Here is a 13,530-nt window from a genome sequence, read left to right on the forward strand (position 1 = left end):
AGGATCGTTGATGCTGTGGGGGTTTTTTCTTGTTTATCGCTTTATAGCAATCTGTCAGTGCGAGAGGCAGCATCAGGTTTGTATTTGGTTGAGATCCAGATCTCGCAGTATTGCGCTTTCTTTACTTGCTGGTAGCCATCATGTGTTTGCTTCGCATGACTACGGCTCGATCAGGTCGTAATCGCTCCACGCTGCTTGGGCAATCCAATCCAGGTGCGATGCCCGTACGAAGGCTTTCTTCGAGGACTTCTTGCAGCATCAACAACTCCTCACGCTGCACTTTTAGCGTGGCTTCGATGTGCTGTATCTCCTCCAGGCGTACATTGATCTGTTGCAGAGTGAGGGATTTGGAGCAGCTACCGTCATGAAGGAAGAGGCCACGAATGGTGTCGAGGGAAAACCCCAGCCTTTGCGCGTGGATCACGACTTCCAAGCGTTTAATGGTGGTTTCGCTGTAATAGCGATAGTTGTTCACGTCACGCGTGGGAGCGTCCAGCAGGCCTTGCTCCTCGTAGTAGCGTATTGCTGAAGCAGCAAGGCCTGTGCGTCGCGAAATCTCGCCGATCTTCATTTTTTGCTTGACCTTCAAGTTGACTTTAATCCGCAGTATAAGCCGGAGCGTAATCCTGAAGGTATTCGGATTGGGCTGGATAAAGACCGTTGACCTACGTGGAATATGAAGAATGAGCAAAATAACCGAGTTACTGAATTGGCGTTATGCGACGAAAAGTTATGACCCGTCCAAGACCGTGCCGGCTGAAAAGCTGGAGCGAATTCTGGAAGCGGTACGACTGACGGCGACCTCGAGCGGCCTCCAGCCATTTGAATTGCTGGTGGTGACTAATCCGCACATTCGCGAAAAGATCAAGGCGGTCAGTTGGAATCAGTCCCAGGTGACCGACTGCTCTCATTTACTGGTGTTCGCCGCCTGGGATGACATAACGCCTGAGCGCGTCAACATGATGTTCGACCTGACCAATACTGTACGAGCTACTGTCAACCAGGGGTGGGAAGATTACCGTCAAATGCTCCTCGGCATAGTCGCCGAGCGTGGGCAGGAGGCCAATTATCAAGCGGCTGCGCGCCAAGCCTATATTGGCCTGGGCTCGGCTTTAATCGCCGCGGCGTCCGAGCAAGTCGACGCAACGCCCATGGAAGGTTTCGATCCCTCGGCTGTCGATGAGATTCTGGGACTGGGGGCCAGGCATCTGCGCAGTGTGGTGCTCCTGCCGTTGGGGTATCGGGCAGCAGAGTCTGACTGGCTGGTAAACCTGAAAAAAGTACGGCGGTCTCGCGAAAACTTCGTCACTGAAATCAACTAGGGAAACCGTGCAGCCGCCCCGTGTTGCAGCCATAGTGGGGTGGCGCATGGCTTACAGCGCGTCCCGAGACTTTGCGGACGAAAGTGTTCTTTCCTGACCAGTGTTCGTGCCGAATTGGCGTTGGCTGCACGCCCGCGCTGTTCGGCATCCACCAGGCCGTAGATCAGCGTGATGAACAGCTCGGTAAAAATCGCTGCGGTGATGTCGATGCGAATTGTCGATCTTGTGGATTGTGCGGTGAAGTACGGGCATTGCGTTTACCTCAGGTAGGCGCCGCGCTCATTGCACGCTAATGGCAATTTGGTTTGGGTTGGGGTATTAATGCCAAATTTTTTGAAGGATCAAATTATGCGTATTTGGATTGGCTCACTGATGATGCTTACCTCGGCTGCAGTGCTCGGTGATGAGGCACAGCTTAAGCAGTGGGAAAAGATGGATCGCTGCTCTAATGCAGCCTTTATCGCGATACAAATTCTGGAAGAAAGCGCAGACACGTCCAAACAGGCACTGGCCCTACACGGAGCCGTAGAAGGGCTAAAAACCAACACAAAGTTGAAAGAAGCGACACCGACTGGAAACGAAGTCATTGGCGCCTATAACTTTGCGCTTCGGATCTCTTATGAGATCCCTCGACCCTTCGCAAAGCGTGAGCATGATTGGCTCATTGCTCAGGCGGCGACAGCATGCACTTTATGGGTTCCAAGTGTTGGGACCCGGTAATCAAAGCGAGTGGATGGCCGGCGTTCATTTTTTTCGATGGAGGCACTGATCTGATCATGCCGCTACTTTACATTTACGGCTCTTCCAGTCCAGGCGGAGCCCTCCGATACCGGATGCAGCATGGCGGGCAATAGACGGTTGAGCGAGGATTTTCACTTTTTTCAAGGAGAGGCGCAATGAACAAGCTCAAGGCGGTGAATGCGGCGGTAGAGCATTTTTTCAGCCGATTTTCTCGTAAGCAGTTCTTCGTGGCTTTCGCCGTCATCAGTGCGGTCAACTACTGGCTGGCCTATAACGTCGCAGGCTACAAGTCGGTCTATCTGACCATGGTCGCAGGTTTTTTCTTCGGCCTGATGTTTGCGAAATCCGAGCCAAATAAGTAATCGCGAATCACGCCCGAGGGAAAAGGTCGCGGCACATCACGACCATTCCGATTTCGGCTACATCGGTACTGAAGGGAATTTCTCCCAACGCCCTGAATCCGAAGTTCCCATAGAAGCGCTGCGCGTTTGAATTGGTCTTCAGTACGTCTAGCCATAAGAAACCTTCATTGCGGTTTTGCGCTGTGTCTTGAATGAGTTGAAGAAGCTGCTTCCCATAGCCCTTACCCGCCTGAGACTTGAGGAAGTAAATTTTCTGGAGTTCGGCGCCAACATGATCAGCCATTGGGATTGGCTTGGACCAATTGACTTTTGAGAAGCCTACTGCCTGGCCTTTGTCGTCGAACGCAATGAGCCAGTAGTGATTGATAGGTGATCCGATAGATTTCTGCAGTTCAGAAACTGAGAAGTCCTCGCTTAGAAAGTTCTGTAGTCCTGCGGCGGTCCAGATATCAGAAAAGTGCTCTTTGTAGGTCTTTATGCCGATGTCTCGGAGCGTTTGAAGGTCTTCAATCGTTGCCTCTCGAATCGTGATCACTGCTCTGCTCTCTGCGCCAAATGACTCCAACCAATACCGGCAACCCGCCACTATTTCAAGTCCTGCCTAAGCGAGGCACAAAAGTCTCAAGGAATCCCTATGGCGCGGACAGCAAAACAGCAGCGTTTCGTTGACGATATTCGTTCGACAGGACGCCGGAGATGGGGAATTGCGGAGCAGGCTCTGAAATAGCGGAGCAGAAAAGATAAGGGCCTGCCCAGGTTTCCCTGGCAAGCCCTTGATATCTATGGTGCCGAACCCGGAATCGAACGACACGGTAAACGATTGAAAACCTTGTTTTTTTGTGGGGCGTTTTTGAGAGTGCTATCTCTAAAAGTATCCTATTCGGAATGCCTTTGCTGGACCTTGGCTAAGAAGAATACGCGTGTATTGAAATCGGGAAATGACAATGAGCGGCGTTGCATATTGGCGGTTGTGCTCAAGGAACCCAGCGTTGCACAGCCTCAAGCGAGTCGAATGGCCCACTGTTGAAACATATTCTTGCGTTGGGTGCATGTTCATGAACTGTGTTGATGAGGCGTTCAAAGAGGCTTAGATACGCTGCATCAGTACGGACGCCTGCGCCGATCAGGACGCAATCACGTGGTTTCTCCTGAAGAAGACTGAGAAGGAGCGTTTCTGCGGTCTGTTCACTTTGGATTAAGCCTAGTTCAGTCGCGTAGCCGAGGCTTTCAAACGTGTTCTTATCGGCGTCCAGCGCGGCCTGAAGTTTCTCGTGCGTCAGCCCCGGCCATTTGCTGTAATCCACTGCGTTAGGGTGCCAGCCGACGAGAAGTACGTTAATTTTTTTGCTCATTGATTTCTCCAATTAAAAATAGCTTAGCTTTCTGGCGGGGGAGAAAAGCTGCTTTCTCCAACGCCCGTTGCTAAGTGAAATAGCGGATCGTCGCCCTGGGTTTCTTATTGCTCTCAACCCCACTCCAGTGCATCTTTGGCAACCTTGGCCCCAAGTTGTAGCGCAATACCCATACCAGCATCGGGATACAATTGGGTCATGGCTTCTATCACTGCCGCGCTGTCGGCGGCCTTGGCAAGCTCATGTTCGAAGGCGAGTAGATAATCGCGGGTATAGTGGATTGCTGAGGCGTTTACCTGAGCATTGGGGGTCAAGTGGCCAGGGACGACTACCTGAGGCTTGCGTGCGATCATGGCGTTGAGGTTGTTCACCCAAGCCGCACGGGCACCAGGATTTTTGGTATCAGCGGTCCATACGTGAACCCCAGAAAATACCAGAACGCCGCCGAAAATGGCGCTGAGCGATGGCACCCACAGATAGCTGCGATTGAAAAGGCCATCGGCCTTGACGACCTCAATGATATGGCCTTCCAGGTTAAGGGCAGGCTCGTCAAAGGCTTCGGGAATCACCACATCTGCCAAGGTTTGCGGGCCGTTCTCTTTGAGCTGAGGCCCCCAAGTCGCCAGCTTCTTTTCGACGCTGTCCTTGATCGCGGCAATAGTCGCCGAAGCAGCGATTACTCTGGCCTCCGGGAACGCAGCCTTGATGGGCTGCAGGCTGAAGTAGTAATCGGGATCGCTTTGACTGATATAAATCGTTGTCAGGACCTTTCCGCTGTTTTTAATGGCTTCAACCATTAATTTCCCATCCGAAAGCGTAAAGCCACCGTCAATCAGAATAGCCTCGCGCTCACCGGAAATCAGAACAGGCGCTCGGAAAAAGCCCTGTAAGCCAGCAGGGAAATGCTGCCAGGTCAATTTGGCTTGAGTATCCATAGTATGTTTGCTCCTGAAGACTATTGCGTTGTTTTGGCCTGTGTCAGATTGAATCAAAAACAGCTTTTACGTCGGCCTCGTCTAGTACACCTCGCCCATTGTCGAGCAGATCAAACTCACCGTTGGGACTTATTGAGACTGAGGACGCGCCGGCCATGACAATTGACACATTTCTTGTTCTTAAAAGATCCGCTAATGGCATGCTATCCGAGTTTGTAGATTGTCCGATCGTCAACGCTAGCCCGCAATTGGATTGCGAACTGAGGCCGCCCACAAGAATGATTTTTCCACCAGCGCGTAGTGAGATTTTAAGTTGTGAGATTAAATAGTAAACATTTATACCCCATAATCCTTTGTCGAGGCTGCTACCGACTAAATGCATCAATGTGCGCCTTTGGTAAGTATGCCCGTTCCAGTTTGATAATATCGCCAAGGCAGAACAGTCAGAGAGCCCGCTGGTGGAAAGGACAGCGTCCCCTCCGATCAGGGAAACGGATTTTCCCATGTTGACAATGATGGTGGGTGGCGGCATAGGAATAGATTGCTCATTGATTTATGGTTTCGAAGGCGAGGGCTTTAAAGAAACTGCTCTTTTTTGGAGCCAACGTAATAACTGCGAGGGTTGGAGGTTTTTGCCCTACAGTTAGTTTTTGGGTGCACATAAATCGTAAGCCGTAAACTCTCCGATCTATACGCAGTTTAGGCCGAGTTTTTAATTTGTCGTCTATAACCTTATGAAGAATTATTATTGGCGGTGAATAGGGGTGTTTGTGCTTGGTTTTAATGGTCGCCTCTGTTTTCTATGAAAAGCGTCTCGCCGCGGCGTATACAATGGCACCGCTGGCCAGGCATGTGAGTAACTGTGAATTAATGACTTTTTAGCCTTTTCTTCTCGAGATTGGTGTAGCGTGCGCCGCGCGTTTACGTTGTTTGAATTTGAGGTGAATCTATTTTCAACGAGAGCAATACTGGACTATGCATATGGCAAGCAACTGCAACTCCTTACTCTCAAATCAGCTCAGGTCAGCACTATGAACAGGCGCTCAATCGCTATTACGCCTGATAACGTGGCCGCAGCCTATTGGCGTTATGCCTTGCCCACGGTCATGGCAATGTTGGTCAGTGGTTTGTATCAGATCGTCGACGGGATCTTTATTGGGCATGTAGTGGGCGCCGAAGGGCTGGCAGCCATTAACATGGCGTGGCCCTGGATCGGCCTGATGGCCGGTGTTGGCCTTATGATTGGTGCGGGGGCGGGCACTCATTGTTCAATCGCCCAGGGCGAAGGGCGCTTCCAAAGGGCCAAGGGCTTTCTCATACAAGGCTTGTGGCTGTTGGCATTATTAGGCGTTGTCGTTGGCCTGTTGATTATCGCTGGGCGCGATAGCTTGCTTGCTTTGCAAGGCGCCAATGCCAGCGTGCAGCGCCATGGTAGTGGCTATTTGCAAATTATCGGCTGGTCCTCACCGTTGGTAATGGCCAGTATTGCCATGCCCATTCTGGTCAGGAACCTGGGCGCTCCCATGTTGGCCACGATAATGATGCTCGTAGGGGCACTCACTAATATAGTGCTGGACTACGTATTTATCGTTTTGTTGGGCTGGGGTCTGCAGGGGGCGGCCATTGCGACAGTCACCGGCGAGTCGCTCTCGGCACTGATCGGCTTGGTATTTCTATTCACCCGTTACAGTTCCTTGCCATTAAGCCTGGCCCTGGGCGAGTTCGGCCTACAGCCGGCATCCTGTCGGCAGATTCTGCTTAATGGGTTTTCCAGTTTATTGATGTACCTTTACGCCAGCTTCGCAGCGTTATTGCACAACGCCGCGTTGATGCATTACGGCAGCACCGTGAACGTCGCAGCCTATGCCATAACCGGGTATTTGATGACGGTTTATTATCTGCTGGCCGAAGGCTTGGCCAGTGGAATGCAACCTCTGGTCAGCTACTTTCATGGTGCGGGCCAATCGGCTTTAGTCCGTAAGGTGTTCTTTCTGGCCATGCGCTGGGTGGTGGGCACGGGCGTGGTGTTGGTACTGATGATTTTGATCTTCCCACACATTGGCACGCGAATATTTATCAGCGACGAAGACCCAGCGTTGGATGTGGCAGCCATTGACGCTGTTCGCCTGCATTTGTTTGTGCTATTTCTGGACGGATTCCTAGTGCTCGCCGCGGCGTATTATCAAGCGATCAGCGACAGCAGAAGGGCGACTATGATTACCCTGGCAAATATGTGCATTCAAATTCCGTTTTTGCTGATACTAGCGCCCTGGCTCGGGGTTAACGGCATATTACTGGCATTGCCGCTGTCGACCATTGTGCTGGCGACGGGCGTGGTATCGCTATTACGTCGGCAGTTCTCACGGCGTGCGGGTGTAAATAAATAACAACTCGATGACCTTGACGGGCATCGAATAAAGGGGGCTTCAGAGTTATCAATGGAGACGCCGTGACAACGGCGTGTGGGTGGTTGGAGTTCGCATGTGCCTGCCAGGAGCATGCTGAGGTGACGAAAGCGGTAAATGCATTGCGGCGAACCATGAAGTATTGAGGTGGCCCTGAGTGAACAGGTCGCCATCAGGTCACGACGCCCGATCGTTAAACGCTCAGGGTATGCGTTCCCTCGCTCTACGTCATGAGCAATCAAAAGTATGCATTCGACCGGATGACAATCTGTGCTCTGACAGGCGGTTGTTTCGCACGATTAATCGCCCAATGTTTTACTCGCTTCGAAGTGCGCCCCAAGACCAGGAATAGCCCGTGCGATGCACTCAGTTGGCGAGCTTTACCAGGGGGCTATCAGGTCAGTCAACCACGGCGTTTACCTGTCTGGTCCCGTCGCTTATCTGGCGAGAGTATGAGCTCTGAGCGATAAATATGCACATCTTTCGGCGCCTCGAACCCTAACTGAACACTATTACCTCGAGTGGCTAGAACTCGCAATTTAGTCTCAAAGCTCAAGTGACAGGTATCACCGACATTCAAATTTATAATTTCCATGTGCATTGCTCCGTGATGGTTGTTGCCTGCACATGCTCTGCGTGAACGGGCTGAAATTTAAATCAAAAATAATGAAAAACCAATTTAGTTGTCGATCGAGAGCATGCCGGAAAGCGTGAGTCAGATTGTCGAGCATCTTTGACATCATTTAGCTAAAAATAGAGTTTTTTAGATTTGAATACCCATATGTTCGATTATTCTGGTGAGACTTCTATAGTTGGCTTGGCTTGACTGACATCAGAGACAAGCGTCTGTGACAGGCGGAATGAGCGATGGAAAAAATAACAGCTGTTGCACTGAGCGGGCACTCTCAAAGGAGAGATAGGATAGCCGGTGTTTTGGAGCAAGCGTCTGTCGGTGTATTGATTAATACGCCGTGCGCAGTGAAGGTTGTTGAAGTGGCACGAATTAAACGCCCTGAAATTGCAGTGCTGGATATTCCTGCGTTCGATATCGAGGGCATCCATCTGATCAGGCAAATGCGTGAGGAGGACCGGGGATTGAAAATAATTGTCCTGACAGAACAAAATCCCTCCCATTTTTCAGCGCGCTACAGGCGAGCCGGGGCAAGCGTACTGCTAAGAGTGTGTGGTGATATGCGGGGAGTCGCGTTCATTCTTCGAGCAATACGTTCTGGTTACGGTTATTTCGACTTTATTCATTCCCCCATAAAGACCCGGGAGCGATCTTTTGATAGTGAAGCGGGCTTAATTGCAACGCTGACGGATCGCGAGCTGATGGTGTTTCAGCGTCTGGCAGCAGGATTGACCAATCAAAAGATTGCTGAGGAAATGAAAATTGGCAGTCGCTCTATCAGTGTTTATAAAACCAATATTTTCGAAAAAATACAGCTGCAGTCAATGGCCCAGTTAAGCGCGTTAGCAGTTCGCAATAAGCTGCTTTGATCGCCTGGCGCTCCTCCACGCTCAAGGTCTGGTAAACCATCAGGATGGATTTATGTGTGAAAATCTGTGAATCATTATTCTTGATTTGTGAAGCGCCGAATTGAGACTAGAGTTGCTTTAACGGAGGTGGCTACATGACATTGCAAAACGCCACCGTTAGTAGAGGAGCGAATGAATGATGATATATAGATGCAATGCATGGGCAGTGACGGGTGGCATGGTATCGCTGCTCGTAATGTCTGCCCAGCCTGCCCTCGCTGCTGTAGCGGTTGCAGGTGATGGCAAAATTCTGTTTGGTGGTAGTTTGGTGGCGCAGACATGCACCATTTCTGTCAACAATAAGGTGGGTAGTACATCAAACATAGCGCTACCCAAGGTGAGTCGGACGGGTATGGTCGCAGAAGGCAGCACCAAGGGTGGTACTGATTTTACGTTTAAACTGACAAGCTGTTCGGGAAGTACTACTAAGGCGAAGGTATTTTTCCAAGGTGGGCCGCATGTCAATTCGGACGGCACACTGGGAAACACTATCACTTTCCATGGGGCCACGGGCGTCGCGCTACAGTTATATGATGCTTCTATGAACCCCATTCTGATAGGAGACCCCTCTCAGTTAAATCAGCCAGCTACCACCTTTGGCGGTCTGTTGGGATACACCGCTCAGTATGTCGTTAACAGCGATGCGGTAGGTTCCGGCCCATTTTCGACGAACGTAACTTATTCAATCAGCTACCAATGAAGAAGTGGGTAGTAACTTGAAGTGGTTTTAATAGATGGAGGTTATGCCCCTACGCGTTGGAGGAGGGCGTTGATCGGGTAGTGAATTGAAGTGTGAATGTTTCTTTTTGAGTTGTTCGAATGTCGTAGACCATGATTGACTGATTGTGCTGCGCAATAAGAAGTGCGAAGGGCTCTTTATGTTGTGTTGCATCTGATTTTTAAGTTTAACCAAGGAAGTTCTTAAAATGAAACGTCAAATAATCGCTGTATCGTTGTTGATGGTTGCATCGTCTGTTCAGTTCGCTAATGCCGCTGCCAGTGACGGCACTATCAATTTTACGGGCGCAATTACTGCTGAAACGTGCACCATTAATGTTAATAACAATGGTTCGTCACCTAGTGTTATTTTGCCTACGGTCTCGACCGCAGGGATGAATGCAGTCAACCAGACCAAAGGGAGCACTGCACTTAATTTTGCGCTGACTGCTTGTGCAGGAACGGCGACGAATGCGTCTGTCTTTTTTCAAGGCGGCCAGGGTGTTACTATGAACGGTACAGTGGCTAACACTGCGCCCGGCTCTAGTGCTGCGACGGGTATCGCACTGCAAATCAACGATTCTAACAATTCCCCAGTGACCATTGGCAGCTCCAATCAGCTAACCTCGGGCATCACGCCAATTGCAAGTGGCAATGCCTCAATGGCCTATACCGTTCAATATGTGACGACCAATCCAACGCCAACAGCGGGTATGTTCGCCGGTGCCGTGACGTATTCCATCAACTACCAATAAGCAATAGCGTCCCGGCTTCTCTCGTTATCTTTGCCCATCAGGATAACAGCGGGGGGAGCCGGGCAGCCAGACAAGGGACTTTATGGCTTACTTCACGTTGATACGCCAGGGTGTAGTGGCAACAATGATGTTAATGGCTTGTTGCCAAGCAATGGCCAGTGTTGTGATTAGCGGCACGCGTCTGATCTACCCCGCACACGAAACAGAAATTACCGTGACGTTAAAAAATAACGGTGAGTCGCCGGTATTAGTACAAACCTGGGTTGACAGCGGCGACCCGGCGTCAAGTCCAACTCATTCAACGGCGCCTTTTGTGTTATCCCCTCCTGTTTTTCGTATGGATCCCAATAAAGGTCAGAGCGTGAGGATGATGTTTACTGGCGCGAGCGTGCCCGAGGATAAAGAGTCGGTTTATTACTTTAACTTGCTTGAAGTTCCCGCTAACCCCCCAGAGACCGGTACACCGGTCAACATCTTGCAGATGGCCTTCCGTTCGCGAATCAAGATTTTCTACCGGCCCCAAACGCTAGCGGGTGATGCGTCGGACGCCATTGAGCGAGTTCAATGGCGGGTTGCTCGCCAAGCAGGTGGTATTGCATTGGTGGGGCATAACCCGACTGGTTTTCATATAACCGTGACTGGCGTGGTGTTGGTGGACGGTGAGCAACGCTTTGCGGGTGGCAGCGAAATGATTGCGCCGGGGGCTACCCAAGCTTTTGTCTTGCCTGCGCTCAAGCATTTGCCAAGGCCTCAGGCCCAAGTGGAACTCAGCGCTATCAATGATTATGGCGCGGATGTGGTGATCAAACGGCCACTGGCGCCTTAGACGCTATTGGCGCGTACAGCGCAGACGAGTAATCCATGAAGATCCTTTTCTATGCCAGGGCCGAATTAGCTCGGTATCTGAGTGCCTCACGTTTGCCCAGGCCAATCGTTGTCTGGATGTTCACGGCGGTCATGCAGCCTTTGCAGGGGGCCCAGGCAGCTGAAGTACGTTTTAACAGTGCGTTCCTGCCTGAGGGGTCCGGGCATTTGGATCTGAGGCCTTTTGAAAAGGGAAATGTCGTTCTACCGGGAGCGTACCGGGTGGACATGTTCGTCAACGATCAGCCCATCGGCCGAAAAAGCATTCTTTTTTCCGCGCAGGGGAGCGATGTAGTGCCCTGTTTCACACCGGTGCTGCTGGATGAATTGGGGGTTGATTCGCACACGCTAAGTGGAGCCTTAGCAGACCACCCAACGTGCCTGGTATTGGCGGATACCATCAACGGCAGTAGCGTGGCATTCGACTCGCAGGCCTTGGCCTTGAGTGTTTATGTTCCTCAGGTGGCGATGCGCCGTGACGCCAGGGGGTACGTCAACCCTGAGTTGTGGAGTCGTGGCGCGACCGCGGCGACGTTTGGCTATAGCCTCAATGCCACTCGCAACCTCAAGGGCGACGCCGAGGACTCGGCTTACCTCAACTTTGATGCCGGATTGAACCTTGGCAATTGGCGTGCCCGCCATAACGGCTCGGTAAGTTGGCAGCCCACGAGCGGGTCAATGTATCAGGACCTGAGCACTTATCTGCAACGTGATTTGGTTGCACTTAAAAGCCAACTAACCCTGGGCGAAGCCAATACCACGGGCGAGATATTTGACAGTGTGATCTATCGAGGAGTGCAAATAGCCACGGACGATCGAATGTTGCCGCAATCGTTGCGCGGGTATGCGCCAGTGATTCGTGGTATTGCCCGCACCAGCGCCCGCGTAGTCGTGCGCCAGGGAGGCAACGTTTTGCTGGAGGTCCTGGTGGCGCCTGGCGCGTTTGTGATCGATGATCTTTACGCCAGTGGATATGGCAGTGATCTGAGCGTAACCGTCATTGAAGCCGACGGCAGCGAGCAACACTTTACCGTACCTTACGCGTCGGTCAGCCAGTTGCTGCGCCCCGGCGTTTCGCGTTACAGCCTGACGGCGGGGCAATTGCGTAACCAGTACCTTGATCACCCGCCCAGCTTCCTCCAGGCCACCTTTCAACATGGCCTGAACAACCTGTTTACGGGCGAAAGCGGCTTACAAGCCAGCGACTCGTACAATGCATTGTTGACTGGGGTAGCCATGAATACGCCGGCGGGGGCACTGGCGGTAGACCTCACGCACTCAAAAACCCGGTTTTCCAGTGGTGCAGAGGACGGCAGGACCTTGCGCCTGCTGTACAGCAAAAATGTGCTCGCCACCGGTAGCTATTTCACTGCGGCGTCTTATTGGTACTCGGCGACGGGAGCACGGGACCTCAACGATGCCGCGCAGCGCCTGGAGCTTGAACAGAGTGCTCTATCCGGTGGCTCTGTACTTTCGCTTGTGAGCAATCGCGTGATTCTGAGCGCCAATCAGCGTGTTGGAGACTGGGGGCAGGTAGGTGTCAGTGCGTCTTCCCAGCGCTACTGGAACGCTGCCGGGAATGACTTGCAGTATCAGCTCAGCTACAGCACCCAGGTGGGACGTGTGGGCCTGAGTCTAAATGCCAACCGTAGCCGCCTGGCATTGGGGCCGATGGACACCAGCTACCTGCTGACTGTCAGTTTCCCCTTGGAGTTCGGCGCAAAGCGCGGTTATTCCCAGTTGTCGGCGCGCCTGGGGCGCGATGCACAAGGCAAACTCAGCGAAGACTTATACCTGAGCAGCAGTGCCGGAGAGAATAATCAATACAGTTACAGTGTGGGTGTCCAACGTGACGGTGCGAGCGGTGCGACAGGTACTTCATGGAATGGCCAGTACCAAGGGACAAAAACTGCTATGAGCGGATCGTTGAGTCAGGGTGACGGTTACGCCGCTCTGGGGGTGAGCATGGGTGGCAGCTTGGTAGCCCACCCGAAGGGGATTACGCTCAGCCCGTTTCGTAGCGACACCATCGCGGTGGTCAGTGCAACTGGGGCGCAGGGTGCAGAAGTCCTGGGCTACCCGGGAGTCAGGCTGGATGGGCAGGGTAATGCGGTGGTGCCTTACCTGCGTCCTTATGAACTCAACGAAGTGGGCATCGACCCTCGCGGTGCATCCAGTGGGGTTGATTTGGCTGAGTCCAGTCGCAAAGTTGCGCCAACCGCTGGCGCCGTGTTGGCGGTTGATTTCGCGACCAACACTGGCAGGGCGCTGTTAATTAATGTGCATTTGGTCGATGGCAGCCCTCTGCCTTTCGGTGCGAGCGTGAGCCTTTCTGCTGGACAGCCATTGGGCATGGTTGGCCAGGGAGGGCAGCTCTATGCGCGGGTGCCAGAAGGCGTGGATCAGGTACGGGTCAGTTGGGGGCGGGAGGCCAGTCAGCAGTGCCTGCTGATGCTCCCGGCGTCAGACGACAAAGGGCAAGGTTTACAGTCACAAGACGGCGTATGTACACCCATCCAACACTAATCCGTTCTGGTC

Annotated in this window: 15 protein-coding genes and 1 pseudogene; 9 read left to right on the top strand and 7 right to left on the bottom strand. The window is 52.2% G+C overall.

Going from position 1 to position 13,530, the window contains the following annotated elements:
- Positions 1-121: 121 nt before the first annotated feature.
- Positions 122-589 (bottom strand): MerR family transcriptional regulator, encoded by a 468-nt coding sequence (locus AC07S6_RS02890; RefSeq protein ID WP_256220273.1) that lies wholly within the window; start codon positions 587-589, stop codon positions 122-124.
- Positions 590-683: 94 nt separating this feature from the next.
- On the opposite strand from AC07S6_RS02890, the gene AC07S6_RS02895 reads away from it, so the two are divergent.
- A complete protein-coding gene (locus tag AC07S6_RS02895; RefSeq protein WP_034127517.1) occupies positions 684-1,322 on the top strand; it encodes an NAD(P)H-dependent oxidoreductase in 639 nt (212 codons plus the stop codon).
- Here AC07S6_RS02895 and AC07S6_RS02900 read toward each other — a convergent pair.
- Positions 1,319-1,537 (bottom strand): annotated as a pseudogene (locus AC07S6_RS02900) (hypothetical protein); the annotation flags it as partial. The gene AC07S6_RS02895 and the pseudogene AC07S6_RS02900 overlap by 4 nt on opposite strands.
- A gap of 133 nt (positions 1,538-1,670) precedes the next feature.
- Here AC07S6_RS02900 and AC07S6_RS02905 point away from each other — a divergent pair.
- The gene (locus AC07S6_RS02905; RefSeq protein ID WP_495111637.1) at positions 1,671-2,042 is read left to right on the top strand and encodes a hypothetical protein; all 372 of its coding nucleotides are present in this window, start codon (positions 1,671-1,673) and stop codon (positions 2,040-2,042) included.
- Positions 2,043-2,218: 176 nt separating this feature from the next.
- Entirely contained in the window at positions 2,219-2,425 is a 207-nt protein-coding gene (locus AC07S6_RS02910) for a hypothetical protein (protein WP_034127516.1), read from the top strand.
- Positions 2,426-2,432: 7 nt separating this feature from the next.
- Here the strand turns inward: AC07S6_RS02910 and AC07S6_RS02915 are convergent, their stop codons facing one another.
- From AC07S6_RS02915 to AC07S6_RS02930, 4 genes are all read right to left on the bottom strand, one after another.
- Complete coding sequence (locus AC07S6_RS02915) at positions 2,433-2,960, bottom strand: GNAT family N-acetyltransferase (RefSeq protein WP_197900219.1); 528 nt, start codon at positions 2,958-2,960, stop codon at positions 2,433-2,435.
- A gap of 439 nt (positions 2,961-3,399) precedes the next feature.
- Positions 3,400-3,777 carry an SGNH/GDSL hydrolase family protein gene (locus AC07S6_RS02920; protein WP_047710955.1) on the bottom strand — a complete coding sequence of 126 codons (378 nt, stop codon included), beginning with the start codon at positions 3,775-3,777 and terminating at the stop codon, positions 3,400-3,402.
- A 113-nt stretch (positions 3,778-3,890) separates the two neighbouring features.
- On the bottom strand, positions 3,891-4,712 hold the full coding sequence (locus AC07S6_RS02925; RefSeq protein ID WP_495111638.1) for an MBL fold metallo-hydrolase: 822 nt from the start codon (positions 4,710-4,712) through the stop codon (positions 3,891-3,893).
- A gap of 43 nt (positions 4,713-4,755) precedes the next feature.
- Complete coding sequence (locus tag AC07S6_RS02930) at positions 4,756-5,244, bottom strand: hypothetical protein (protein WP_495111639.1); 489 nt, start codon at positions 5,242-5,244, stop codon at positions 4,756-4,758.
- A gap of 394 nt (positions 5,245-5,638) precedes the next feature.
- Here AC07S6_RS02930 and AC07S6_RS02935 point away from each other — a divergent pair, with 394 nt between their 5' ends.
- Positions 5,639-7,099 (top strand): MATE family efflux transporter, encoded by a 1,461-nt coding sequence (locus AC07S6_RS02935; RefSeq protein ID WP_495111640.1) that lies wholly within the window; start codon positions 5,639-5,641, stop codon positions 7,097-7,099.
- 421 nt (positions 7,100-7,520) lie between these two features.
- Here the strand turns inward: AC07S6_RS02935 and AC07S6_RS02940 are convergent, their stop codons facing one another.
- Complete coding sequence (locus AC07S6_RS02940; RefSeq protein WP_495111641.1) at positions 7,521-7,718, bottom strand: carbon storage regulator; 198 nt, start codon at positions 7,716-7,718, stop codon at positions 7,521-7,523.
- Positions 7,719-7,984: 266 nt separating this feature from the next.
- Between AC07S6_RS02940 and AC07S6_RS02945 the strand changes: the two genes are divergently transcribed.
- From AC07S6_RS02945 to AC07S6_RS02965, 5 genes are all read left to right on the top strand, one after another.
- Positions 7,985-8,617, top strand: coding sequence for a LuxR C-terminal-related transcriptional regulator (locus AC07S6_RS02945; protein WP_495111642.1), 633 nt, complete (start codon positions 7,985-7,987; stop codon positions 8,615-8,617).
- Between the two features lie 175 nt (positions 8,618-8,792).
- Positions 8,793-9,356, top strand: coding sequence for a fimbrial protein (locus AC07S6_RS02950; protein ID WP_495111643.1), 564 nt, complete (start codon positions 8,793-8,795; stop codon positions 9,354-9,356).
- A gap of 226 nt (positions 9,357-9,582) precedes the next feature.
- Entirely contained in the window at positions 9,583-10,128 is a 546-nt protein-coding gene (locus AC07S6_RS02955; RefSeq protein WP_495111644.1) for a fimbrial protein, read from the top strand.
- 82 nt (positions 10,129-10,210) lie between these two features.
- Positions 10,211-10,954, top strand: coding sequence for a fimbrial biogenesis chaperone (locus AC07S6_RS02960; RefSeq protein ID WP_495111645.1), 744 nt, complete (start codon positions 10,211-10,213; stop codon positions 10,952-10,954).
- 35 nt (positions 10,955-10,989) lie between these two features.
- Positions 10,990-13,518 (top strand): fimbria/pilus outer membrane usher protein, encoded by a 2,529-nt coding sequence (locus AC07S6_RS02965; protein ID WP_495111646.1) that lies wholly within the window; start codon positions 10,990-10,992, stop codon positions 13,516-13,518.
- Positions 13,519-13,530 lie beyond the last annotated feature (12 nt).

The organism is Pseudomonas sp. GW821-FHT07B01, assembly GCF_059419065.1.